This is a genomic window from Pseudofrankia sp. DC12, from assembly GCF_000966285.1.
In the GTDB taxonomy this organism is placed as follows: domain Bacteria; phylum Actinomycetota; class Actinomycetes; order Frankiales; family Frankiaceae; genus Pseudofrankia.
Genome location: NZ_KQ031391.1, coordinates 4,580,682 through 4,604,844, shown reverse-complemented (window position 1 = coordinate 4,604,844; position 24,163 = coordinate 4,580,682). Strand labels below are relative to the sequence as shown.

Below are 24,163 nucleotides of genomic sequence, written 5' to 3'. Positions count from 1 at the left end.
CCGGGCCGGGGGCGACCGGGCTCAGTCAGGGATCCGGTAGCTCCCCAGCTCGCCGCGCAGGGCGACGACCTCACCGATCACGATGACGGCGGGTGACGCGACGCCGGCCGCGTCCGCTGCCGCGGCGATGTCCGCGAGGGTGCCGGTCACGACCCGCTGTTGGGGGGTGGCCCCGTCCTGGATCACCGCGACCGGGGTCGCCGCGGGACGGCCGCGCTTGACCAGCTCGCGGCTGATCTCTGGCAGCGCGCCGACTCCCATCAGGACGACGACCGTCCCCGGGCCCGCCGCCAGCGCGTCCCAGTTCGACGTCGATCCCGGGTGCGACGGATCGACGTGGCCGGAGACGACGGCCAGATCCTGTGTGATTCCTCGATGGGTCACCGGGATCCCGGCGAGCGCCGGAACCGCGACCGCGCTGGTCACTCCGGGGACGACCTCGCAGGGCACCCCGGCGGCGGCGCACGCGAGCGCCTCCTCGCCGCCCCGGCCGAACAGGAACGGGTCGCCGCCCTTGAGCCGCGCCACCCGCAGCCCGCGCAGCGCCCGCTCGACCAACAGGTCATTGATCTCGTCCTGCGAGAGGTTGTGGCCGTGCGGCCCCTTGGCCGCGTCGACGATCTCGACCTCTGGCCCCAGGTCGGCGACCAGCTCGCGGGGCGCGAGCCGGTCGACGACGACGACGTCCGCTCGGCGCAGCAGGTCGCGGCCACGCACGGTGATCAGATCCGCCGCGCCCGGTCCGCCACCGACCAACGCCACCCAGCCCACGCCGCCCCTGCGGGCCACGCCGCCGTCCGTCACTCGGCGCTCTCTCTCACTCGGCCAACTCCGTGATCTCGTCCAGGCCGGGTATGTCGGCCGAGCCATCCGCCGTCAGGGCGTCCGGCGTCTCGCCGACCGCGAGAAGCTCGTCCAACAGACGCACCTGGGCTTCCCTGAGATCGACGATGCGCCGGCCGGACGAGCGGCGCGCTGCCGACCAGGTCCAGGTCCACGACCCGCGCCACCGTCCGGAGGGCGGACGACGACGTCCAGGCGATCCGGGCGGGCGGGTGCGCATCGTGGAAATCGAATCCGTGGCCGTCAGCGCGAGCCAGACTCGGCCGACCGGCGCCAGCGCACCTCGGCGTCGATGAAGTCATCTATCTCGCCGTCCAGCACACCGCCGGTGTTGGACGTCTCGACCTCGGTCCGCAGGTCCTTCACCATCTGGTACGGGTGCAGGACGTAGTTGCGGATCTGGGAGCCGAACGAGACGTCCTGCGGGCCGCCGGTCAGCCGCTGTTTCTCGGCCGCCTCCTCGGCGCGTCGTCGTTCCAGCAGCTTGGCCTGGAGCACGACCATCGCCGCCGCCTTGTTCTGCAGCTGGCTGCGCTCGTTCTGGCAGGTCACGACGATGCCGGTCTGCAGGTGGGTGATGCGCACGGCCGAGTCGGTCGTGTTCACGCCCTGGCCGCCCGGGCCGGAGGACCGGAAGATGTCGACCCGCAGATCCTTGTCGTCGATGTCGACATGGTCGGACAGTTCCACGACCGGGGTGATCTCGACGCCGGCGAACGACGTCTGCCGGCGGTTCTGGTTGTCGAACGGACTGATGCGCACCAACCGGTGGACACCGTGCTCGCTGCGCAACGTTCCGTACGCGTACGGCGCCTTGACGAGGAAGGTGGCCGACTTGAGCCCGGCCTCCTCGGCCTCCGAGGAGTCGTAGACCTCGGTGCCGTAGCCATGCCGCTCGGCCCAGCGCAGGTACATCCGCAGCAGCATCGCCGTCCAGTCGGCCGCGTCAACGCCGCCGGCGCCGGCGGACAGCTGCACGATCGCGTCCCGCTCGTCGTACTCGCCGGACAGCAGGGTGCGGACCTCAAGGGTCGAGATGTCCTTGGCCAACGAGGGCAGCTGCCCGGTGGCCTCCGAGATCAGGTCGTCGTCCTCGAGCTCGAACGCGGTCATGATGTTGTCGAGCCGGTCGCGCAGGCCCTCGACCCGGCTGATGTCGCCGCGCACGGACGACAGCCTGCGGGTCACCACCTGGGCCCGGTCCTGGTCGCTCCACAGGTCCGGGTCGGAGGCCTCCTGCTCGAGGTCCGCGGCTCGCCGGCGCAGCCCCTCGACGTCCAACACGGTCTCGATACCGGTCAGGGTCGCGTCGAGGTTCTTGAGCTCCTCGGCGATGTCGGCGGCCATGCCGTCCACCTTACCGAGAGCGCGCGCTCCCCTGCCGCGACCGTGATCGCGAGCCGGCCCCGTCGCCGGGCACAGGCCCGACCGCCGGCCACCCAGCCCGCCCGGAGCGGACACCCGGCCGGCTCCGCGTCTCCGCCCCGCACGCCCGGAGCGGCCATGACCCGACCGTTAACATGCAATTGCATGGCGATACATTTCGGAAACATTAACGGCGCGCCGCCGGTCGACAGGTAACACAATACGAACTACCCCACCGGACGCCAAAGTCCGAACACGGCCGGCAGCGTGGGTTCCGCGACCTGGGCGAAAAAGGCGCACCAGAGACGCAGCCCACACGGATTCCCGCCGACCCGAGCGTCAGCCGGCGGCGTTGAACGCTATCTTGAAATGAAGGTTCCCGCTACGCCGTGAGGTAGTTCTAGATGCGATCACATCGCGGTCCGTCGGTCCTCCCGACCGCCCCGGCGCCCGGGTTCCATGCCTTCGATCGGTCGACTGGCGGCAGCGGTACCGACCTGTCCGGGGACGGCGCGGCGACGGCGACGCCCCGCGCGGCCAGCAGGCCGTCGGCTGGCCCGGCCGAAAGCAGAACACGGAGGCTGTCGCCGTGTCGGATGCCGTCGGCAGGCGTTTCCTGCTTCGTACCCTCGGGGCCTCGGCGGTCGCGGTGAGCCTCGAACACCCCAATCTCGAGAACCTGCGCAGCACGACTGACCTGCACCAGGCCTGCTCGGCGGCGCTCGCCGCGGCGATCAGCGGTTACGAGACCTCCGACCTGACCAGCACGGCGAGCTCGATGCGGCCGCTGGAGAACACCACCCGCACGATCCCGCGCCAGCGCCGGCTTCGCGGCCGGGACGCGATCGACTGGATGCGCCTGCACGCCGCCGTCACCGTCGTCTCCGCTGGCACCGACTACGACCGCGGCCTGCACACCGACGCCGCGACCCGGTCGGACCGGGCGGCGAGTCTCGCCCGCGCCGCCGGCGACGGCCCGCTCGCGGCCCGCGCGCTGGCGTTGCGGGCCCGGATGGTCCGCCAGTACAGTCCGGCCGTCTCGCTGCAGATCGCCGGCGCGGCCGCGCGGATCGCGGGCCACAGCCCGTCCCGCGCGATGATCGCCGGCAAGGTCGTCGCGGGCGCCTACGCCGCGACGGGTGACACCGCCGGCGTGCGCGACGCGGTCGCCCGGGCCTGGCGCACGATGGAGGCGCTGGACGCGAACGCCCACGGCCGGCCCGGCTTCGCGATCGAGACCTACTCCCCCGCCGACCTCGCCCTCGCCTCGGCCGAGGCGCTGACGACCGTCGGCGCGCCGGAGGAGGCCCGGCCGTACCTGGAGAAGGCCTACACCCTGATCAAGGACAGCGGGCAGACCGGAATGATCGTCTCGGTGCGGATGGCGCAGGCGCGGGCCGCCATCAGCGGTGACCAGCCGGACCACTACGAGGCGGCCGAGCACGCCGCGGCCGCGGTCGCGCTGGCCGCCGACCGGCCGGCCGAGTGGGTCGCCCGGCTGGTCCGAGACGTCTCGAACCTGGCCGAGGAGCGGACAGGCCACGCGCTCGACGACCTGGTCACCGCCACCGCCGGCTGGGTCTGAGCCTGCTGCTGGGTCCGGGCCGGTACCGGCTCCAGGCGGGCGTCTCGGGGGGCGCTCAGGGCTGGGCGCGCACGACCGTCTGGGCGTCCGCCGTGGCGTGCACGGTGACCGGGCCGATCCCCAGGAAGCCGATGAGCGGCAGGTCCACAACCCGGCTGCCCTGTACCTCGACCGTGTCCGCGTCGACCAGGGACCCGGACAGCTGGGTCGAGCCGCTGGGGTCGGCGCTTTCCTGGTAGTCCGCGACGGTGGTCATGACGTCGGCGAGCGGCAGCTCGGCGAGCGGGCCGGCCGCGGTGTAGACGGCCTCCTCGTCGACCCGCTGGGCGGCCGCGAGCGCCGCCCCGTCGGCCGCGGAGGCGACCGAGCGGCGGGCGAGGAACACCGCTGACACGTCGGTGACGACGACGGCGAGCATCGCCGTGACCAGCAGGAAGCCGAGCGTCAGCATCAGGATGGTTCCGCCGTCGCGCGCCGGCCGCGGCCCAGGGCCATTCCGGCGCCGCCGCGCCACTGAGCACACAACGCGCCAGACCGGGATCACCGGTCCATTGTCGCGCAGCGCGCCCGAACCCGCATGGGCCACACTTACCGCAGACCGGCACCGAGCCATTGTTTGTGACGCACAACTCCAGCCCAGGGCGTAGGCCGCCCACTTGCACCCAAACCTGCCGGGAACACCGCCAAAGGCGCACGGAACGCAGGGCTACCGGCGTAACCAGCGCCAGCGGGTCCCAGCCACGCCCGCATTCGCCGACGCGACGACGGACATCCCCGCGGACACGCTGTGACCGAGGTAAATCTTCAGTTACGTAAAGCTGGGACCTGCGCGGCACGCGGTTTGATCGACACGTTAGTGGCACTTCAGCGGGAACCGCCAGCAACGGGCGCGGCCGGCCGGCATTCCGGGCCTGAACACCCCGGAGATCACGCATCCAGCCGCAGCCTCGACAACCAGCGCCAGGCCCGCCTTCGGGACGGCGCGAGGAAAGGGGCAGGGTGCTCCCGCACGAGACCGCAATGCTGCTGCGCTTCGTCCAGGCCGGCCAGCCTGTGGCCGCCGCGGCGGCCGCCGCGGCCGCCGCCGCCGTCGCCGAGACCGCCGGCGGCGACCGGACGGAGCAGGCCGACCGCGTCGTGCGCCACTGGCGCCACGAGCTGGTCGCGCTCGCCGCGAGTCCCGTTCTCGACGGCCGGGCGGCCCGGCCGGTGCGCGCGTCGCTCGGCGGCGCCGTGCAGGGCCTGCTGGTGCTGTCCCTCGCCGACCTGCGAGACGTGACCGACGAGACCGAGCTGGTCCGGCTGGTGGCCTGCCTCGTGGTGCGCCGCGACCTGCCCGCCGGCTGGCGCGCGGCCCGGACACCTTACGCGGACGACGACGGTCCAGACCTGCTGGACGCCGCGGCGTCGCCCGGTGAGGTCGAGGCCTGGAGTCTCGTCGCCGGCCGCATCCCGGCCACGGTCCTGAGCCCCGCGCGCGAGCTGTGGTCCGCCGACCGGGTCGGCGGCCAGCGGACTGGCGGCCGGCCACTGCCACGCGCCCTCGGTGACCTTCCCGCTGTCGGCCTTGGTCTCGCCGTGCTGCGCGAATACCGCGCGCTCGCCGGCGTCGCCGCGGCCGCCTACGCCGAGTTTCGGCTGGCACCGGCGCCGCCCCCCGCGGCCAGGGCGGCCGCCGCGGCACGCACCGCCGGCCGGGGGGTGGCCTCGTACCTTCCGCCGCGCCTCGCCGACGCACGGCCACTCGTCCCAGTTCCGCGCAGCCAGGCGGGGAGCAGACCGGCGCCGAGCCGGACGCCTCGTCCTGACGGCGTTCGCTGACCGTCTTGGCCGCGAGCTCGCGCTAAAGGCTACGAACAGCCGGTTATGGTTCCCTTGACGCCGTTGCCGGAGCTCAGGCTCCCGGTCGGGAGTAGCTGAAGGGAGAGCCGGTGCGCCAGCGGGAGGCCGACACGCTGCTGCGGTTCGTCCGGGCGGGCCGGCCGGTCGCGGCCACGGCCGTCACGGTCACCGAGGGGCCGGACTGCGACCGGCGAGACCAGGCCGACCGGCTGGTCCGGCACTGGCGCAACGAACTGGTCCCGCTGGCGGCGCTTCCCGGTGTCGGCGGCCGGTTCGCGCAGCCGATCCGCGAGGTGCTCGCCGGGACCGTGCAGGGCCTGCTGGTGCTGTCACTCGCCCAGCTGTGCGGGGTGACCGACGAGGACGAGCAGGTCCGGCTGGTCGCCCGCCTCGTCCTGCGCGATGACCCGCCGGCCGGCTGGTCGTCGTCCAGAGCGGCCGAGCCGCCCGGCGCGGCGTGGCCGGACCCGTTCGCCAAGCGAGACCCGGCGGCGAAGCGCGACATCTTCGCCACTCCCGTCGCAGCCACAACCCCCGCTACGTCGGCCACCCCCGATGCTCCGGCCACCCCCGATGCTTCGGCCGCCCCCGATGCTTCGGCCGCCCCAGTCACATCCACTACCGCAGTCACACCGCCCGCTCCGGTGGTATCGGCTCCCATGGCCGAAGTCAGCCAGGGCCACGTGGGACCGGCCGGCGCGAGCCCGACGATCCCGAGCCAGGCGGACACCGACCTGGAGGACGGTGGCCTGGAGGACGGTGGCCTCGCGGGCACGGTGCCGGGCCAGGGCGGCGAGCCTGACCTGGCTGCCTCCCCCGAGGAGACCGAGACCTGGAAGCTGGTCGCGCAGCGCGTCCCGGTGACGATCCTGCGCGCGGCCCGCGAGCTGTGGACGATTCACCGCCTGGCCGGGAAGCGCGCCGAGGGCCGCCTCTGGCACCGCGCGCTCGGCAGCCTCCCCGCGGTCGGCATCGTCGGGGCGACCCTCGGCGAGCGCCATGCCCTTTCCGACATCGCCACGGCCGCCTACGCCGAGCTGGGCCTCGGCCCGGCCGAGCCGGGCAGCGCGCCGTCGGTCACGGCCCGGGCGGCGGCCGCCGCGGCCCTGGCGAAATCAAGGGTCACGACGACCGCGAAGGGCGCGGCGTCCTATCTGCCGCCGCTGCCCGACGTCAGAAAACGCCCGCCATTCCGCCGGCCCTAATGGCGTCCTGGTGTTCTTCCGCAGTACCGTCCGGAAAGACCATTAGTTCCGAACAGCGCTTCCGGGCCGTTTCCGACTACGATATGCGGCGGGAGCCGTCCGGTCGGCCCTGTACTGGTCAATGACGACGACGAACTGGCCATTTACGGTTACGTTCGCCACGTGGCTGCCGAGAATGCCGGCCCCGGGCAGCGGAATGGTCGTGCGAACACAGGCGACGAACTGGGCGCCCGGCTCCAGCGTCTCGGCGCCGTCGCCGGGGTCGGCCGCGCCGCAGTTCGTGCCCGGTGGCGCGAAGCGCAGCTGCGGGGCGCCCGGCAGGCCCTGATCCTGGAAGGCGAGCTGGGCGGCCAGTTGGGCACGGGCCAGGCCGTCCTCCTCGTCATCCGCGGTCGCGTAGGCACGGCCAGCCTCACGGGCCGCCTGCGTCACCGCGAACGCCGAGCGCTGCACGTCGAACAGTGCCAGGAAAAAGTACACGAACGGGATCAGCAGAACCACGGACAGCCCGATGAACTCGATCATCGCCGAGCCGGCGTCCGGCCGCCGTCCCGGCTCTCGCCGGTCTCGTCTTCCTCGAGGCCGTTCCCATCGCCCTATTGCCGGAACCGCCAGGGCCGGCCCGTCAGCGTGATCGCCGATTTCACCCTCAAGCAGTCGTCGAACGGCCGTGGCCGCGACCATCCTGGGGCCGAAATCGCGGTCAGGCCGGTGGCGAACTAGGGACAAACCCGGCAAGGGCGGCGCTGATCCTCGCGTCACGGGGTCTCCTTGACGGCGTGGCCGGTGACGTGGATCGTGACGCCGCCACCGAACGGGAGCAGGCTGAGCGGGACCCGGACCTCGCAGGTCACCTGCACCAGCGGGATGTCGTCCGGGCCGCCGACCTGGCTGCCCACGCAGGTGGCATCGGCGCGGCCGGGGATCGACTCGGCGATCAGGCGCTGCGCGTACGGTCCGCCATCGGCCGGGTCGACGTTCAGGTTCGCCCCGTGCCGCGCGCCCTCGGCCGCGTTCGCGACGAGGGTGTTGCGGACGTGCAGCACCAGACCGAGCTGGATGATCCCGAGAAACAGGAACAGCAGCAGGGTGCTGACCAGCACGAACTCGACGATCGCCGAGCCCCGGTCCGGCCGCCGGGCCGCCGCCGCGGCCCGGGCGCGGCGGCGGGTCCGCGGTCCCGCGCGCCACAGTGGCCGGCCGCGCCCCGCTCGCTCAGCCGCCACCACCGCTGCCGCCGATGCCGGTGACCTTGTTGATCGCGGTGGTGAACATGTTCTGCAGCGCCGGGGTCGCGATCGTGGCGATCGCGACAACCAGAGCGGCGGTCATGACCGTCACCATCACCCAGCCGGGCACGTCGCCGCGGTCGCCGCGGCCCGCTGCCCGGCCGGTGCTGGCCGTCCGGAGCCGGTCCCACCACGCGAGGTACCCGACGACCAGTGCCGTCGTGATGCGTGCCATCTCGTCCTCCCAGTACGGCGAAACCCGGTCGCGGACGGCGGTGCCGCCCGCGGCCGCGGGCCGCCAGCCGATCCCGATCCCCCTGGCCCCCTCGAACACGCGGGTCCCCACCCGCGGCGGCGCCCCCTCGCCACCGCTACCCCGACCGCTGCCACGCACCGGCGCGGCCGGGGAGCCTCTACTGCGCGAAGAACGTGAAGCTCACCAGGGCCGGATAGAAGGCGAAGATCACCGTCGTCGGCAGTACCAGGAAGACGACGGGCACCATCATCGCGATCTCCTTGCGGCCGCCGGACTCCAGCAACTGGCGCCGGCCGGCCTCCCGGACGTCGACGGCCTGGGCGCGCAGCACGTCGGCCAGCGGCGTTCCGCGCTCGATCGCGACGGCCATACCGTCGACGAACCGGGCCAGCGAGCCGAGCGTCGTCCGGTTCGCGATCCCCTCCAGCGCCTGCACCAGGCTGGCGCCGGAGCGGGCGTCCGCGAGCGCGAGCCGCAGCTCGTAGCCGAGCTCGCCGTGGGTCAGCCGGGCGACCCGTTCCAGCGCCCCGACCGGCGACTCCCCGGCCGTGACGGCGAGCGCGAGCAGCTCGGCGATTGTCGGGAACTCCATGAGCATCCGGTCCTCGCGGGCCCGGATCGCGCGGGTCAGCCACCATTCCCGGCCGACGACCCCACCGGCGACACCCGCGACGACCAGCGCGACGCCGACGACCGGCGGCGGACCGACCCCGACGACCGCCCGCGGCACCAGCAGCACCGCCCCGACCAGCCCACCGGCGGCGGCGAGGATCACCTGCTGTGCCCGGAACTCCTCGACCGACGTGCGCCCGCCCGCCTGAGTCAGCCGCCGCACCAGGCCGGCGCGCCCGCCCAGGAAGCGGTCGAGGCGACGGGCCGCGTCTGCCAGGAACGGCCGCACGAGCGCCTCGACGGCGGCCAGCGCTGTCGGCGCGGCCCGGGCCGAGCGAGGGGCCGCGTGGGCCGCGCTGTCGTCGAGCAGCCGGGACGGCGGCGGGGTGTCCCGCAGGTAGGGCTCGATCCGGTCCGCGTAACGGATTCGGCGGGCCCGCGGCGACCGGACCGCGACGATCACCAGCCCGATGCCGGCCACCAGCCCGAGCAGCGCCCCGGTAGCGGCGAGGCTCATGAACGTCTCATGGGCGAAGCACCCGCCCTTCTTCAGGAAGCCGGCCGATCCGCTTCATCACGACGTAGGCGAACACTGAGACGGCGCCGCCACTGACGAGCACCCCGACCCCGGTCGAGCTGTCGTAGGCGGAGACGTTCTGGCCCCGGGTGGCCAGCAGGAGCAGCACCACCCAGGGCGCGGCGAGCGCGAGACGGGCCGCGTTGACGGTCCAGCTCTGCCGGGTCTCCAGCTCGGCGCGGGTGCGGGCGTCCTCGCGCAGGAAGGTCGACAGGGTGCGCAGCAGCCGGCCGAGATCGGTGCCGCCGACCTCCCTGGCCAGGCGCAGCGACTCGATGATCCGGTCGGCCACCGGGTCGGCCAGCTCGTCCGCGAGCTTGTCCAGGCAGGCGCTGAACGAGCCGGTGGCCCGGTACTCCTCGCCGAACCGGGTGAACGCCCCGCGAAGCGGCGCCGGGCCGCGCTGGCCCACGGCGGCGAGACCTTCCGGGAGCGACATGCCCGCACGCACGGCACTAGTGCAGCGCCTCAGTAGTTCCTTTCCGGCGTCTGGTGACGATAAGTGATGTCAGGCGGCGGTCGGCAGGGCGTCGGTGGCGGGCTGCGGTTGCGGGGCGGGGTGGCGGTCGAGGTAGCGGGCGTGCTCGGCTTCGGCGTCGTAGCGCCACTGGTAGGGCGTGGCGGTCGTGTTGTGGTCGAGGGTGAAGTCGATGATCTGCTGTTCGAGGTCCTCGCGGCTCGTGAAGTCGCCGCGGCGTAGCAGCCTGCGGGTCAGTGCCCCGAACCACTGCTCCACCATGTTCAACCAGCTCGCGTGCTTGGGCGTGTAGGTCACCGTGAACCGGGGGTGCGCGGCGAACCAGGCCCGGGTCGCGGCCGAGGTGTGACTGGACCCGTTGTCGAGGATCAGGTGGATCCGCAGATCAGGGGCGGTGCACTGGTCGAGGGTGACCAGGATGTCGAGAAACGTCCGCGAGTCGTTGCGCCCGATGCGGTGCGCGAGGACCTGTCCGGTGAACACGTCCATCGCCGCGAGGATCGAGACGGTGCCGTGGCGGACGTACTCGAACTCGCGGCGCGCGTCGCGGCCCAGCCTGGCCGGGATCTCGGGATGCCTGCGGCTTTTGGCCTGGATCCCGGTCTTCTCGTCGACCGAGAGCAGCAGCGTGCCCTCGGCGGGCCCGTCGAGGTAGAGCCGACAGACCTCGCCGGCCTGCCGCCAGAAGTCGAGGTTGTCGGCCCGGTGCAGCCAGCCGCGGACCCGGTGCGGGCGGACCTCGGCCTCGGCCAGGACCCGCCCGACGGTCGCCGGCGAGACCCGCAGGCCGCGGCCGGCCAGATGGCCGGCCAGCGTCCGGTGCGTCCAGACGCTCGCCCCGGACGGCGGGAACGAGGTCGCGGTCGCCACGACCGCGAGCCTGGCCGACGGGCCATGCACCGGCGGGCGGCCCGGCCGTGGCCGGTCGAACAGGCCCGGGATCCCGCGCGCGGCGAACCGTGCCGGCCACACCCGGGCCGTCGGCAGCGAACAGCCCGACACCCGCGCGATCTCTGCGGGGCCCGCCCCACCGGCGGCGAGCAGCACGATCCGCGCCCGCCGCACGAGGCGCGCCTCGCTGCTACCCGCCGCGAGGATCTGGTCGATCTTCCTGCGCCGTTTGACGGTCATCGCCTCGGCGACCGTCCGCCGACCAGGGCCCATCAGCTGCTCACCGCTCCACAAGCCCCAGATCACAGGCCCGCGGGCCGCTCACCGGGGGCAGGCGGTGAGCCGCGGGCAGCGGCCCCTGGCAAACCGGCCACGGACGTGATCCCATCACGGCATCGGAGGCAGCCCACACTGGTGGCATGCCCGTACCGGCCAAACGCCTCAAGGACCTCGTCGAGGGGACTGTCGACCACCACGCCTCCCAGACCCACCCAACCCTGCAGGAGATCACGATCCGCTGGCGCGGCGGGTCCGGGTACCTGAGCGCCTGGGCCGGCGAGGGCGACGAACACGACGAACAGATCCGGCTCTGCCGGATCGAGTACCTCGGCGGCGACGCCTGGGCGTTCGCCCTCTACGACCCGGCCACCGAGAGCTACACCCCGGCCGTACTCGTCACCGGCAGCCGGATCGGATCGCCCACCGAGGCGTACGACACCGCCGCCCTCGTCCACCTCACCGACTACCAGAAGTAACGATCAATCCGGACGCTCACAGCAAGGAACTATTGAGGTGCTGCACTAGCGAGGTTGTCGACGACGTCGGGCCACATCCCGCGCAGGTCCGCGACCCGGGCCCGACGCCGGCGGGCGACCAGGGTCCGCGGCAGGAACGCGGCGAACACGAAGAAGGCGAGACCGAGCGACCACGTCGCCGTGACGGCGAAGATGACGAACCCCACGACGAGGCCGGCCGCGAGGCTTATCGCGACGAACTGGCCCGGGCCCAGGCCCCGCACCCCCGCCTGCGCGAGCAGCTCGGCCGTGGACCGCCGCCAGCCGGGCTCCGCGTCGCCCCGCCGCCGTGTCGTCTTCGGCCCGACGATCAGGAACATCCCGAGCCCGAACAGCAGCCCCACGAAGATCCCCATCAGGCCTCCCCCGCGTCCAGGGCACCGAGGCTCACCGCGCCGACGTGCGTCACCGCTCCACCGCGATCTCGGGCCAGCCTCGGTCCGCCGGGGCGAGCAGCGCCGCGAGGTCATAGCCTGCCCGGGCGAACCGGTCCGGGTGCGGCGGGTAGCCCTCGGCGCGGACCAGCGTGTCGCCGTAGGACCGGAAGATCTGGGCGACCTCGACGACGTCGCCCTCGGCCCGGCCAGGCAACGCGACGATCTCCGTCACCCTCCGCCGGCCGTGCGCGTCCTTGATCAGGTGAACGACCAGGTCCACGCTCGCGGCGACCGTCGGCACGACGAAGTTGTGGCTCACGTTCTCGCCGGCGAGCAGGGGCAGCGTGCACAGCTTGGTGACGGCCTCGCGCGCCGAGTTGGCGTGCAGGCTGCACATGCCCGGCAAACCCGAGTTCAGCGCGATGAGCAGGTCAAGGGCCTCCTCCTGGCGGACCTCGCCGACGAGCAGCCGGTCCGGGCGCATCCGCAGCGCCTCCTTGATCAGTCGACGCAGCCGGATCTCCCCGCTGCCCTCGAGGTTCGCCTGCCTGGTCTGCATCGCCACCCAGTCGGGAGCACGCAGCCGCAGCTCGAAGACCTCCTCGCAGCTGATCACCCGTTCGCGGGCCGGGATCGCCGAGCCGAGGCAGTTGAGCATCGTGGTCTTCCCGGCCTGGGTACCGCCGGCAATGATGATGTTCAGCCCAGCGACGACCGACGCTTCCAGGAAGGCCGCAGCCCCCGGCGGGAGCGTCCCCGTGGCGACCAGCTCGTCAAGGCTCGACGCCGAGAGGATGAACTTGCGGATGTTGACGGACCAGTGCAGGCGGGTGACGTCCGGGATGACGACGTGCAGCCGGGAGCCGTCCGGCAGCATCGCGTCCACGAACGGGGTCGAGAGGTCCACCCGCCGCCCCGAGGTCTTCAGCATCCGCTCGACCAGGTCCTGCACCTGGTCGCCGGTGAGGATCGTGGTGGTGAGCTCGCTGCGGCCATGGCGGGCGATGAACACCCGGCCCGGCTCGTTGATCCAGATCTCCTCGACCGCCGGGTCGTCGAGGTGGCGCTGCAGCGGCCCGAAGCCGGCGACCGCGTCGTAGACGAGCCGGGCGACGAGCTCCCGGTCGGCGACCGGCGGCAGGTCGCTGGTGAGCACCCGCTCCTCGTAGTCGACGATCACGTCGTCGACCAGCCGGCGCACGACGACCGACTCCCGCGCGGGGTCGAGCGCGCGGCGCCGGACCAGCTCCCGGACCTCGTTCTCCACCAGGGCCGCCGCGTCCGGCCAGCCAGCCGGCGCGCCGGCACCCGGGCCGCCAGCCGCGCCCTGGCCGGCGCCCAGCCCGACCGTGTAAGGGCCACCCCGTACCGCCGCCACGAGAGTCCGCCGCTCCTCGTCCAGGCGCACGCAACCGCCCCCGCGCGACCGTGGCCGGAACCTGCCAACCCGGTATCGACACGAAGGGTAGAAAGCACGCCACATTCCGGCAACCCCGAAGGAAGGGGATGCACCGAACAACGTTCGCACAACCTCATCGGGGGCATGGTGGCGGGGTACGGTTATCCGGACACTCGACGTGATATGCGTGTCGCTCCAGCAACCCTTCCGATGGCCTCCCGTGGCATAGAGCGGTCACGGCGATGAAGCAAGCAGACCGTCGCCTGGGCCGGTCGCCGCTGGCCAGCCGTGCGACCGGTGCCCGGCGAGCCAGCCAGGCGGCCGGCCTGACCATCCGCGACGGCAGGCTCAAAGACCTGGGCCCACCGGCCCGCACGCGGCGATTCCGGGACCATCCGCGCAGCTGGGGCCTCCAGGCTCTCCCCGCCGATAGGCGGGGATGGCGGCCGGGTCCACGAAAGGCGCCGGCGGCTACATACCGCCCCAGATGCACCGGGAGCTGGCCGGCACGCGTGCGCCACATCCACGCACCTCACGAGTCCGCCACTCGGTCCGCGCTAACCTGCTAACGCTTCGCAACCTTCCACGTTCGGTCAGTCACGAACCGGTTCGGCGACGGACCTTCCCCCCACGTCCCCGCCCTGTCCGGGCCGCCGTGGCGTGCCTCCCGGGGGTCTCGAATGTTTTCCCATGTCCATCCGCGGTCGCTTGCCGGCGGCCTGCCGGCAAGCCTGGCTTCGACGGCTACCCACGGCGTCCCGGCGGTGTCCGCGTGAACGCGGCGCCGGACGGCCATCCCGGCGACGAGGGCGGCGGGCGAGCACACGGCGTCGAACCGGCTCGCGAGGCCGTGCTCGGCGAAGCGGTCCTCGGCGCGGCGCCGACCGCCGACGGGGCCGGCGACAGCCCCGGCTGGCCCGGTGGCGGGCGACCAGCCGAGGTCGACGAGCCGGACGCGGACGCCGCGGCCGGGTGGGAGATCTTCCGCCGGGTAGCGATGAGCTGCCCGGTACCGGTCTTCGCGGCGGACGCCGTCGGCCGGCACGTCTTCGTCAACCCACGCTGGAGTGAGCTGACCGGCGTCGACCCGGACGAGGCGCTCGGCTGGGGCTGGGAGCGCGCGGTCCACCCGCACGACCTGCTGACAGTCACGGACCAGTGGGGGCGCGCCCGCGCCGGCGGCGACGGCGTGTGGGTCCGGCTGCGGCTGCTGCGGCCCGACGGGCTGCACCGGGCCGCCGTCCTGCAGGCCGTGGCGACCACGGCGGGCGCCGGCGGTACCCGGTTCGTCGGGACCCTGACGCCGCTGCCGCCGGTGCCGGCCTGGCCGCCCGGCCCGACGGCGGCCCGCCTCGGCGTCAAACCTGGCGGCCCCGGCGGCCCGACGTGGGGGGCCGAGTGGACGGACCTGCCGACCCGCGCCGCGGGCCCGGAACGATCGGCGTTGCGGCAACAGTCGAGGGAGCCCTCCGGCGAGCAGGGGCCGACGGTCCCGGTGACGCTCCCCCGGCCGCGCACCGGCCAGGAGCCGGCGCTGCCTCCGGCCGACCGCCTCGGCGGGGCCGACCACGACGACACCCACGGCTGGGGCGCCGGGCCTGGCTGGGACGCCGTGCGCGCCTGGCCCGGCGCGGACAGCCAGGATCGCGCCGATCGCGCGAGCCCGGGCCGCGGCGACGAGCCGGGCGACGGTGGCCCGGCCTGGTGGGACGACACCGCCGCCGACGGGCCACCGGACCCACGCCGAGCCGGCGGGGTACCCGGCGACGACGGTCCTTCCGCCGGCCCGCGGGCGGCGGATCCGCACAGCCCGGATCACACCGGCGGCCTCGGCCCGGTGAGCCTCCCACCCGGGCCGAGCGGCCGGGAACGGCCGCGACGCGACCACCTCGCCTGGGACGGTGACCGGCGGCGGGCGGCTGCTCCCGACGGCGGCGACAGCTGGCCCGGCCGCGTCGACCCACAGGCACCGCCGACGATGGGCGGCGAATGGAGGTCAGCGATCGCGCTGCACGGTCGCGCCGCCGACGGCCACCGCGTCGGCGAGCCCGACCCGCGACGGGGGCGCCTCGGCGGCGGTCACGACAACGGCCACGGGGGTCATGCCCGGTGGGCCCACGGCGGCGGCCAGGGCGCGAGCCACGGCACGGGCGGCACCGGTGACGGTGCGGGGAACGGGACCGGTGGCGAGGGGCACGACGGCGGACACGGGCCCGGCGACGGCGGACCCGGCCGGTTCGGCCGGATACCGCCCGCGGAGTGCGGCTGCCTCTACGGCGAGCTGGCCCGGGCCGAGGCCGCCTGCCGCGACCGGGAGCGCTGGCTGACCAGCCTGCTCGCCGAGCTGCCGGCCGCGGTACTCCTCGCCGACGCGCAGAGCCAGGTGGTCGGCGTGAACCAGGCGTACTGCGACCTGTTCGACCTGGCCGAGGCGCCCGTCGACCTGGTCGGCACCGACTGCCGCCTCCTGCTGCGGCCACGCGCCGGGCTGGTGGACGACCCGGCCGGGTTCGCCAACCGCCTCGACATCCTGCTGCGTCGGCGACGGACGCTGCGGCGGGAGGCCGTGATGTTCGCCGACGGCCGCGTCTTCGAGCGCAGCCACCTGCCGCTGGTCAGCCCCGACGGCTACCGCGGCCACCTCTGGCTGTACATCGACGTCACCGACCGGCGGATCCTCGACGCCGAGATCGAAGGCCTGATCTCGGAGCTCTGACCCCGCTCGATCAGCCCGGTATCGAGTCCGGCGTCGTGGTCGCCGCCCTGGGCGAACGCACCACCACAGGGCATGACTTCGAGAGTTCCGCGAGCTTCTGAGGCGCGGCGATCCCGCACCGGGTCAGTAGCCGAGGTCCTCGAGGCCGCGGGTCTGCAGCTCGCGGGCCTGGCCGACCCAGTCGTCGGAGAGGATGCGGCTGCCGAACCCGTCGAGGCTGGCCGAGAGCCGGTCGACGTCGGTGTCCCCCATCGCCGCCAGTTGGCGGAACGAGGTGATGCCGAGGGTGCGCAGCCGGGCCTCGATTACCGGGCCGATGCCGACGATCTCCTTGAGGTTGTCGGTGGACGGCACCGGCTCCGCGGGACCGCCCCACGACGGCAGGACCAGCTCGTCAGCGTCGGACTTGTCCCGCTGCCCGGGGTGGTCGAGGCGCCGCGGATCGTCGAACCCGATCAGCGCGGCCTCGGACCCGGCCGGCCCCGGCGCGGCCGGCCCCGGCGCGGCCGGCCCCGGCGCGGCCGGCTCCGGTCCTACGGCCGCAGGCACTACAGCCGGAGGCACTACGGGCGCTGACGCGACCACCTCAGCAACGGCCGGCGCAGCCACGACGGCCTCGGGCCCGACAGGCTCGGGCCCGACAGGCTCCGCCGCGGCCACCTCGGCGGCGGGCTCAGGCACCACAGCCTCAGACACGACGGGCTCAGACACGGCTCCCTGCGCGGTGCCGGGCTCAGGCTCAGGCTCAACAGCCTCGGGCTCGAGGGGCGCCGACGCTGCCGCCTCGGCCGCGGCCGGCTCGAGGCCGGCCGGCCCAGAAGCGGACAGCCCCGACGCGGACGGCCCCGCCTGCGGGACGGCGCGGGCATCGGCGTCGGCGTCCAGGATCTCCAGGACGACCGCGTCCAGCGCCGCCGTGTCCACGGCGGCCGGCTCGGTCCCGTCCGGGCCGCCGTCGCCCGGTCCGGTGGCCCCGCCGGCTGGCACGAGGGCGGCGACCGGAGTGCGCTGCCTGGCTGACACCGGCCGCGTGGCGCGGGGCTGGACCCGGGCGCCGCCGAGGGCCACCACCCGCCCGGTGGTCGGGGCCAACAGATCAGCACCGTCCACCAGGTCGGCACGATCCGCCAGATCAACGCTGTCCACCGCCGCGACGTCGGCCACCTCGGTCCGGAGGTCGAGGTCGTCGCCCGGGCTGGCCGCGGGCTCGGCGACGACGTCAGTCGGCGCCGCGCTGGTCCGGGCGTAGGCGCTGACAGCACCGTTCCCGCTGGGCTCACGGCTCTCGTCCCATGTCCGCGCGAGCGTCTCGGCCTCGGCGATCCGGACCAGCAGCCCGGCGCGCTCGGCCGCCCACTCGGCCTGCCGGCGATCCAGCCGCTCGGTGGCGGCCGCGGCCTGGAGCGCGGCCTCTTCCACCTGGGTGCGCACGTGCGCGAGCCGAGCCGAGAACCGCGCGGCACGCGCTTCCGCCTCCACCAGGGCGGTCCGCAGCCGGCGGGTCTCCCGGCTTTGCCCGTCAGCGGTCTCCCCGCGCAGCTCGGCCTCGATCTGGGCGATCCTGGCCTGCGCCGCGCCGACCTGCTCGACCGCCGTCGCGACCTGTCGCTCGGCCGCGCTCACCCGGTTCTCCGACTCCCCGACCTGCTGTTCGGCCGCCGCGAGCCGGGCCACCAGCTCCGCGTTCTCGACCGTGCTGCGCTCCTCCTGCCGGCGCAGCCAGTCCGTCAACGCGCCGAGGCGATCCTCGTCCAGCTCCGCCAGCCGGCCGCGGGCCGGCCGATCGCCTCCCGCGGCGGGGGTGACGTGCGCGCCCTCGGCGCCCGGCGCGGCAGCGGCGGACGACGCGCGCTGCCGGCGCATCGGGCCGATCAGGAAGACCCAGGCGAGCGCGGCGCCAAGCACCAGCGCGATCAGCACGAACACCAGGATCTGCCCGAAGAGGTACAGCACAGGGAACCAGCCTCCCTCCCGCGCCGGGCTCCCAGGCGTGGGCGGACGAACGCGGACAGCGGTCAGATGGGACTAGAAGGCGACCGAGCAGCGGAAAAGCGGCACGCACACCGCCAGACGCGCGGTTGGACTGCCGTAGCGACCTGTTGGTGATTGGGGGTGGGCGACGCACGCCGGCCGCGGCCCGAGACGACCTGCCCCGAGCTCACGGCGAGGCGGGTCCGCGTTGTCCGGCTAGATGTACGTCTGGCACGGGACAATAGCGCGCCGCGCCAGACACAGCGGACAGCGACTCGCCGAACGACACACACCGGACACCGCCACCCCGCCCGGTCGTCGCGGGCTCGTCCGACGGGCCGGCAGCGGCAGTTTGGAGCAGGTCACAGGCACCTGCGGGCAGCGGAGCACGGCGCCCCGCGAACCCCGCCAATGAAGCCAAAACCACGGATCACTGATGGCGCACCGCGGTCACGGCATACCGCTGGACGAAGGCCGAAATCCCCCGCGAAACCCAGCATGTCGCGGAGCCGCCCAACACGAAGGGGTCGACGGGGCGGGAAGGCGAAGTCTCCGTTGACGGGCGCGAGGCACCCGGGTCAGAGGAGGTCGGCCAGTTCCTGGGTGGCGAACCAGAGCAGTTCGTACCCCTCGGCACTGTCGACGACGAAGGACGCGTCCTCGCCGCCGAGGTCCGACTCGATCACGGCGTCCGCGGCGGCGGCCACCGCCGCCTCGGCCGCTTCGTCGTCGATGTGTATTGCCTGCACCGCGGCCAGGGGCACCGGCGCCGTCACCTCGACGACGCCGCGGTCGAGGTCGTCGCGGACCCGGATGGCCGCGCCGTCGACGTCGGCGGCGAAGACGACCCGGCGCCTGGGCGCGGTGGCGTCTGCGTCCAGTAGCCGCAGGCAGGCACGCGCGGCGGCGAGCAGCGCGGCGTACTCCATCTCGTCGGTGTCCGACTGGGCGTACCACTCCCGGACCGCCGGGGTGACCCCGAACGCGAGCCCGGCGGGTACCACGCGGGCGGAGAGCACCGTCCGCACGGCCGTCAACGTTGACGGAAGGTAGACGCGCACCTGGTCAGTGTGCTCCCGGCACCGGCCGCCGCCGATCGGGGCCCCCTCGATTGATAGCTCACTGTGACGGACACGGTTACGCGGAGCGATTCGCGGGCATCGACACCAACAGTGACGGCGGCAGATCTGGTCGCCAGCCCGATCGCACATCGCGGAGGGGGTCAGCGCGATGACAGTACGTAGCGACCGACGCCTCTCCTCGAACGACAGGCCCGGCGTCGGGCCAACCTTGAGTGTCGGGCGGACGTCACCATCCATAGTTCGGTAAACGGACTCTTTCTACGGTGTTAATCCGTTGTCACGGATGGCGACCCAGAGTTGGGTTCCACGCCGTCGCGGCGGGGCGCCACCGCGGGCCCGGACGTCGAGGCATGACCTTCGGGAGCTCGTTCGAGGCTGGGGGTGAGTCGGGTGAGCCGGGAGTACGCGAAGGCCGTGGGGTCTCGCCTACGGGCGATCCGGATTCAGCAAGGACTTTCGCTGCAGGGTGTCGAGCAGAAGTCCCGCGGACGGTGGAAGACCGCCGCGGTTGGCTCGTACGAGCGCGGCGACCGCATGATCAGCGTTCATCAGCTCTCCGAGCTGGCTGGCTTCTACGGCGTCCCCGTGTCGGCGCTGCTGCCGAACGAGGACCAGATGCCGCCGCGCGAGCGCCGCCCGCGCACGGTACTGAACCTGGAGAAGCTCGCGCAGGCTCCGCCCGACACCTCGGCGCTGGTTCGCCGGTGGGTGGCACAGATCCAGCGACAGCGCGACGACTACGCCGGCCACGTGCTCTCGATCCGAGACGGTGACCTGCGGGCGCTGGCCCTGCTCCACGACACCACACCGCAGGAGTTCGCGGACCGGCTCCGCGCCTGGGGAGTGCTGGAGACCAGCCTGCCGGAGCCGGAAGAGCCCGAGGACCTGGACTAGCCGGCCCGGGAGGCGCGGAACCCAGGCCGCCGGGTGCGCTCGACGCTCACCGCGTCGAGCGGGCCCGGCCGCCGACGGCTTGACGGCGGTCAGTGCGGACCGTGAGACCGGACCCGCGCGGCCCACCGCGCCTCAACGCAGGCGCGGTGGGCCGCGCTGGGAGGTGGTGGCGACGATGACACGCAAACAAACCCCGGCCCGCCGACGGACGCCGCGCCGGGGCCTGGTCCTCGGCGCCGGCGGGATCCTGGGCTCAGCCTGGATGATCGGCGCGCTGCGGGCCTACCAGGAGCGGACCGGCGACGACGTCCGGTCGTTCGACCTGATCGTCGGCACCTCGGCCGGTTCGGTGGTCTCGGCACTGCTCAGCGTCGGTGTCGAGATCGACACCATGGCCGACTCAGAACGCGGCCAGTACGCCCCGGGCGCGCCGGTGCTGGACTACCGCGAGCTGGGGCCGTCGCTGCCGCCGCCGCCCCGGATGCGGATGGGCTCACCGCGGCTGCTGACGGCCGGCATGCTGCACCCGCACCGGCTGACGCCGATGGTGGCGCTCGCCGCCCTGCTGCCGCAGGGTCGGGGCACCCTCGCGGCGGTCGGTGACCTGGTCGGGCAGGCCGCGTCCGCGCGTCCGGTCGGCCCTGACCTCTGGCCGGCCCGGCTGCGGATCGTCGCCATGGACTTCGACTCCGGCCGCCGGGTTCTCTTCGGCGCCCACGACGCACCGACGGCGCCGCTCGCGCAGGCCGTGATGGCCTCCTGCGCGATCCCGGGCTGGTACGCGCCCGTCCTGGTGGACGGGCGCCGGTTCGTCGACGGCGGCACCCGTTCGCCGACCTCGCTCGACCTGTGCGTGGACGCCGGGCTCGACGAGATCCTCGTGCTGGCGCCGGCCTGTGCGTTCGACTACGACCATCCGCACCGGCCGGTCGCCGTGGTCGAGCGGCAGCTGCGCCGGGCGGCGACCCGTCGGCTGGCCGCGGAGATCGCGCTCGCGGAGGCCACCGGCGCCCGGGTCCGCGTGCTGTGCCCCGGGCACGCCGACCTGGTCGCGATGGGCGGCAACGTGATGGACCTGGCCCGGCGGACCGCCGTCTTCGAGACGTCGCTGCGCACCTCGGCCGCGGCCCTCGCCGACCTGCCCGGCTGGGCGAGGCAGCCTGCCAGACCGACCGCCCCGACGGCGACGCGGACCACGGCACCGACACTGCCGCGGACGCCTCGCCCGGTCGCCGGCACCGGCCGCACGGCGCCGCAGACCAGGACGCGGCCCGTGCCGACGTCCCCGACGACCATCCCGGCCAGCCCGGTCACCGGCCCGAGCGGGGTCTCGCCGGCTCGCGGCCCGGTCGTCCGCGAGGAACCAGACCTGGCCGGCTAGGCAGACGTCGATCCGCCGGGAACCTGGCGCGGGGACCTTCCTCTCACTCGGCCGGTCAGCCGGCCCGGAGTCTCGCGCGGCGCCTCAGCGGCGGGCGTTGAGACGCCGCCGTTGGCGCTGGCCGCGCGGGACGCGGCCGGTGAGCCGCGTCGCCAGGTCACGGATCGCGGCCCGCGCCGGCGACGCGGGTGCGATGTCGCGCAGCAGCTGGCCAGCGGCCTGGGCCGCGTCGAAGGCGGCCAAGTCGTAGGGCACAAGGGCGACCGGCTCGGTGCCGGTATGCCGGTTGAGCGCCCGGCTGATCTCGCGGCGCGGGTCACCACCGGCTACTGAGGCACGCAGCCGGTTGACGACCACCAGCGGCTCGACCCCCGGCACCAGCTCGCGCAGGTCGGCGAGCCCGCGCACGAAGCGGACGAGCGCGACCGGCTCGGCCGAGCTGACCGCGATCACGGTGTCGGCCGCGGCGAGCACGGCGTGGGTCGCGCCGTTGCGCCGGGGCGCGGAGGTGTCGTAGCTCAGCTCCTCGTCCGCCTCCAGGCAGAAGCCGCAGTCGACGATGACGAACTGGGCCAGCCGTTTGGCGAGGTCGAGCACGTTCTCGAGCGCGCTCGGCCGCAGCTCCGGCCAGCGCGACGGCCGGGCGATCCCCGGCAGCACCCGCAGCCCGCCGCCCAGGTCCCGGCACAGCACGGCCAGCCGGGGCAGGTCGAGCATGCCCTGGTTGGCGGCGCGGGTGGCGGCGGCGAGCCCCGGCGCCTCCTCCAGCAGGCCGACGAGCTGGCCGATCGAACCACCGTAGGAGTCTGCGTCGACGAGCAGGGTGGCGGCGCCGAGGTCGGCGAGCTCGGCGGCCAGGCCGAGCGCGAGGGTGGTGCGCCCGGGCGCACCGGTCGGCCCCCAGACCGCGACGACCCGGCCCGCCTCGACGGGCGCCTGGTCGGACTCGTCGCGACCGGCCACCGTGTCGCCGAGCGCCGGGTCGCCGAGCAGCGGCGGCAGCCTGGTGCCGTAGCCGGCTATCGGGTCGCTGAGCCCGCGGCCGAACGAGACCGGGCCGATCGCCGGCCGGCCGGTCAGCGCCTTCGCCGCCTCGACGACCGCGCCGGCGACCTCGTCCGCCATGGCGTCCGTCGTGATGACCGCGACGACACCGAGCTGGCGCAGCCGGCGGTCCGCAGCCTCGTCTCCCGGCGCGATCAGCCCCACGACCGCCACGTTCGCCAGTGCGAGGCGGGCCAGCGCCTCGCGGTCGAGCCGGCGCAGGTCGGCGGACAGCAGTGCCGCCCTCGCCGCGCCTGTGGTCGCGGCGGCGAGCAGGTCTGGCAGGTCGACGCAGCGGCGCACGACGGTGACGCCGAGATCGGTGCGGTCGAACGCCGAGACCAACCCGGCCTCGACGACGGCATCGGTGACGGCGGTCAGGATCGGCAGGCTCACCGGCCGTACCCCGGCGCGGCCGTCGGCCCGGTGGCTCCTACCTGGCCCTGCCCGTCGCGGACCAGCTTCACCACGTCGACCCGCCCGCTCTGTGACGCGGCGACCGCTCGGATCGCCGCGTCGACCGGCACCCGCAGTGTCAGCGACCGGTCGCCGCTGGCGATCCGCTGCGCGCCGAGGAACTCGACGTCGTGCAACACCAGCACCTCAGCGCCGGCACCGCCGACGGCCGGAGTACCCACGCCGTTCGACTGGCCTGTTCCATTGCCGGTGCCAGTGGAGCTGCCGGTGCCGGTGCTCGCGTCGCCGGCGCCGACGGCCCCGGAGGCCTGGAAGACGTAGACGTCGACGTGGTCACCCGGGGCCAGGTCAGGCAGGCGACCGGCCTGGACTACGACCGGGACGAGCCGGGTCGCCGCGGTGTCAGGTCCCGCGAAGTCGGAGCCGCTGATCAGGTCGCCGGCGCCGACCGGCCGGGCGAGCGTGCCGCCGACGACCTCCTTCAGGCGCCGGCCCGGGTAGTAGCGTGCCCCGGTCGCCTCGCTTAGCTGGGCACTCACGGTGATCAGGTCGCCGGCGCCGACGACGTGCCCGGCGGGCAGATCGGATCTCGCCGCCACCCAGGCCGACGTCTGGTCCGCGGTCGCGAACAGCCGGGCGCCCAGCACGACGGAGACCAGCACGATCAGGACCCCGAAGATCAGTCGGCCGTCCCGCCAGCCGCGGCGGCCGAGCCGGCGCGCCGGCGGGGATGGCGGGACGATCGGGTCCGCTGACCTCCCGGATGGGTTTCGCCCACCCGGCAGGGACCCTGGGCCAAGCGCGGGCGCCAGGTCGGTCACCGACAGACCTCCTCATCCTGCTCGATCGATCCGGGCGGCGGCTCCGGGGACTCGGGAACCTCCCCAGCCGCTTCGCTGGGCCGATCTATGGGCAGCCCATCCGGGTTTCGTCACGCTGTGCACCCTTTATGTGTCGCAAACGCGAATACACCATCGCACAACGTACGTAACCCGAGACAACATCGTGCCACCGGGTCAATTGCCGCCACACGCGACCCATGGGAGTCCGCGCCCTGCCTGGTTGGACGCCTCAAGCGGCCCTGACGTTGGCTAAGCCGGGCGAGGAGCTTCTTCGCCGTCAAATCACGTGGCATCGAAAGGTCCACGCCGATAGACGCTCTGCGGCCAAGGGGGCGCTTTCACAGCACGATCGGCGGCCACCAG

The 24,163-nt window shown here is 73.9% G+C and carries 20 protein-coding genes and 2 pseudogenes; 7 read left to right on the top strand and 15 right to left on the bottom strand.

The features are described from left to right. Positions 1–21 precede the first annotated feature (21 nt). Complete coding sequence (gene cobA / locus FRADC12_RS18505; protein ID WP_045877589.1) at positions 22–804, bottom strand: uroporphyrinogen-III C-methyltransferase; 783 nt, start codon at positions 802–804, stop codon at positions 22–24. Between the two features lie 282 nt (positions 805–1,086). Further along, entirely contained in the window at positions 1,087–2,190 is a 1,104-nt protein-coding gene (gene prfB / locus FRADC12_RS18500) for a peptide chain release factor 2 (RefSeq protein WP_045879818.1), read from the bottom strand. Positions 2,191–2,797: 607 nt separating this feature from the next. Here prfB and FRADC12_RS18495 point away from each other — a divergent pair. Continuing rightward, the gene (locus tag FRADC12_RS18495) at positions 2,798–3,793 is read left to right on the top strand and encodes a hypothetical protein (protein ID WP_045877588.1); all 996 of its coding nucleotides are present in this window, start codon (positions 2,798–2,800) and stop codon (positions 3,791–3,793) included. A 55-nt stretch (positions 3,794–3,848) separates the two neighbouring features. Here the strand turns inward: FRADC12_RS18495 and FRADC12_RS18490 are convergent, their stop codons facing one another. Next, positions 3,849–4,244 carry a pilus assembly protein TadG-related protein gene (locus FRADC12_RS18490; RefSeq protein ID WP_232303878.1) on the bottom strand — a complete coding sequence of 132 codons (396 nt, stop codon included), beginning with the start codon at positions 4,242–4,244 and terminating at the stop codon, positions 3,849–3,851. A gap of 548 nt (positions 4,245–4,792) precedes the next feature. On the opposite strand from FRADC12_RS18490, the gene FRADC12_RS18485 reads away from it, so the two are divergent. Both FRADC12_RS18485 and FRADC12_RS18480 read left to right on the top strand, forming a co-directional pair. Further along, positions 4,793–5,614 carry a hypothetical protein gene (locus tag FRADC12_RS18485; RefSeq protein ID WP_157488917.1) on the top strand — a complete coding sequence of 274 codons (822 nt, stop codon included), beginning with the start codon at positions 4,793–4,795 and terminating at the stop codon, positions 5,612–5,614. A gap of 110 nt (positions 5,615–5,724) precedes the next feature. After that, positions 5,725–6,840 carry a hypothetical protein gene (locus tag FRADC12_RS18480; protein WP_045877586.1) on the top strand — a complete coding sequence of 372 codons (1,116 nt, stop codon included), beginning with the start codon at positions 5,725–5,727 and terminating at the stop codon, positions 6,838–6,840. A 42-nt stretch (positions 6,841–6,882) separates the two neighbouring features. Here the strand turns inward: FRADC12_RS18480 and FRADC12_RS18475 are convergent, their stop codons facing one another. From FRADC12_RS18475 to FRADC12_RS18450, 6 genes and pseudogenes are all read right to left on the bottom strand, one after another. Beyond that, positions 6,883–7,365, bottom strand: coding sequence for a hypothetical protein (locus FRADC12_RS18475; RefSeq protein WP_045877585.1), 483 nt, complete (start codon positions 7,363–7,365; stop codon positions 6,883–6,885). 233 nt (positions 7,366–7,598) lie between these two features. After that, the gene (locus FRADC12_RS18470) at positions 7,599–8,066 is read right to left on the bottom strand and encodes a TadE family protein (protein WP_502685268.1); all 468 of its coding nucleotides are present in this window, start codon (positions 8,064–8,066) and stop codon (positions 7,599–7,601) included. After that, positions 8,056–8,304, bottom strand: a complete 249-nt coding sequence (locus FRADC12_RS18465) for a hypothetical protein (RefSeq protein WP_045879815.1) — start codon at positions 8,302–8,304, stop codon at positions 8,056–8,058. Before FRADC12_RS18465 ends, FRADC12_RS18470 begins: the two co-directional genes overlap by 11 nt. Before the next feature lie 178 nt (positions 8,305–8,482). After that, positions 8,483–9,454: a type II secretion system F family protein gene (locus tag FRADC12_RS18460; protein WP_045877584.1), complete on the bottom strand. Its 972-nt coding sequence runs from the start codon at positions 9,452–9,454 to the stop codon at positions 8,483–8,485. 7 nt (positions 9,455–9,461) lie between these two features. Then, positions 9,462–9,974 (bottom strand): annotated as a pseudogene (locus FRADC12_RS18455) (type II secretion system F family protein); the annotation flags it as partial. A 48-nt stretch (positions 9,975–10,022) separates the two neighbouring features. Then, entirely contained in the window at positions 10,023–11,156 is a 1,134-nt protein-coding gene (locus FRADC12_RS18450; RefSeq protein WP_045878932.1) for an IS630 family transposase, read from the bottom strand. 146 nt (positions 11,157–11,302) lie between these two features. On the opposite strand from FRADC12_RS18450, the gene FRADC12_RS18445 reads away from it, so the two are divergent. Continuing rightward, on the top strand, positions 11,303–11,638 hold the full coding sequence (locus FRADC12_RS18445) for a hypothetical protein (RefSeq protein ID WP_045875263.1): 336 nt from the start codon (positions 11,303–11,305) through the stop codon (positions 11,636–11,638). A gap of 41 nt (positions 11,639–11,679) precedes the next feature. Here the strand turns inward: FRADC12_RS18445 and FRADC12_RS18440 are convergent. Both FRADC12_RS18440 and FRADC12_RS18435 read right to left on the bottom strand, forming a co-directional pair. Then, a pseudogene (locus FRADC12_RS18440) lies at positions 11,680–12,033 on the bottom strand (type II secretion system F family protein); the annotation flags it as partial. A gap of 49 nt (positions 12,034–12,082) precedes the next feature. Then, entirely contained in the window at positions 12,083–13,321 is a 1,239-nt protein-coding gene (locus tag FRADC12_RS18435) for a TadA family conjugal transfer-associated ATPase (protein ID WP_045879812.1), read from the bottom strand. Positions 13,322–14,225: 904 nt separating this feature from the next. Between FRADC12_RS18435 and FRADC12_RS18425 the strand changes: the two genes are divergently transcribed. After that, complete coding sequence (locus FRADC12_RS18425; protein ID WP_045877582.1) at positions 14,226–16,169, top strand: PAS domain-containing protein; 1,944 nt, start codon at positions 14,226–14,228, stop codon at positions 16,167–16,169. Positions 16,170–16,292: 123 nt separating this feature from the next. Here FRADC12_RS18425 and FRADC12_RS18420 read toward each other — a convergent pair whose 3' ends face one another. Continuing rightward, positions 16,293–18,122: a helix-hairpin-helix domain-containing protein gene (locus FRADC12_RS18420; RefSeq protein WP_045877581.1), complete on the bottom strand. Its 1,830-nt coding sequence runs from the start codon at positions 18,120–18,122 to the stop codon at positions 16,293–16,295. Positions 18,123–18,718: 596 nt separating this feature from the next. After that, the gene (locus tag FRADC12_RS18415) at positions 18,719–19,201 is read right to left on the bottom strand and encodes a DUF6912 family protein (RefSeq protein ID WP_045877580.1); all 483 of its coding nucleotides are present in this window, start codon (positions 19,199–19,201) and stop codon (positions 18,719–18,721) included. Between the two features lie 411 nt (positions 19,202–19,612). Between FRADC12_RS18415 and FRADC12_RS18410 the strand changes: the two genes are divergently transcribed. Then, positions 19,613–20,116, top strand: coding sequence for a transcriptional regulator (locus tag FRADC12_RS18410; RefSeq protein WP_041259740.1), 504 nt, complete (start codon positions 19,613–19,615; stop codon positions 20,114–20,116). A 175-nt stretch (positions 20,117–20,291) separates the two neighbouring features. After that, the gene (locus FRADC12_RS18405) at positions 20,292–21,497 is read left to right on the top strand and encodes a patatin-like phospholipase family protein (protein ID WP_045879811.1); all 1,206 of its coding nucleotides are present in this window, start codon (positions 20,292–20,294) and stop codon (positions 21,495–21,497) included. Positions 21,498–21,581: 84 nt separating this feature from the next. Here FRADC12_RS18405 and FRADC12_RS18400 read toward each other — a convergent pair whose 3' ends face one another. Next, positions 21,582–22,937 (bottom strand): CpaE/TadZ family protein, encoded by a 1,356-nt coding sequence (locus FRADC12_RS18400; RefSeq protein ID WP_045877579.1) that lies wholly within the window; start codon positions 22,935–22,937, stop codon positions 21,582–21,584. Beyond that, positions 22,934–23,779, bottom strand: a complete 846-nt coding sequence (locus tag FRADC12_RS18395) for an SAF domain-containing protein (RefSeq protein ID WP_084010948.1) — start codon at positions 23,777–23,779, stop codon at positions 22,934–22,936. The genes FRADC12_RS18400 and FRADC12_RS18395 overlap by 4 nt, the downstream gene beginning before the upstream one ends. Positions 23,780–24,163: the final 384 nt, after the last annotated feature.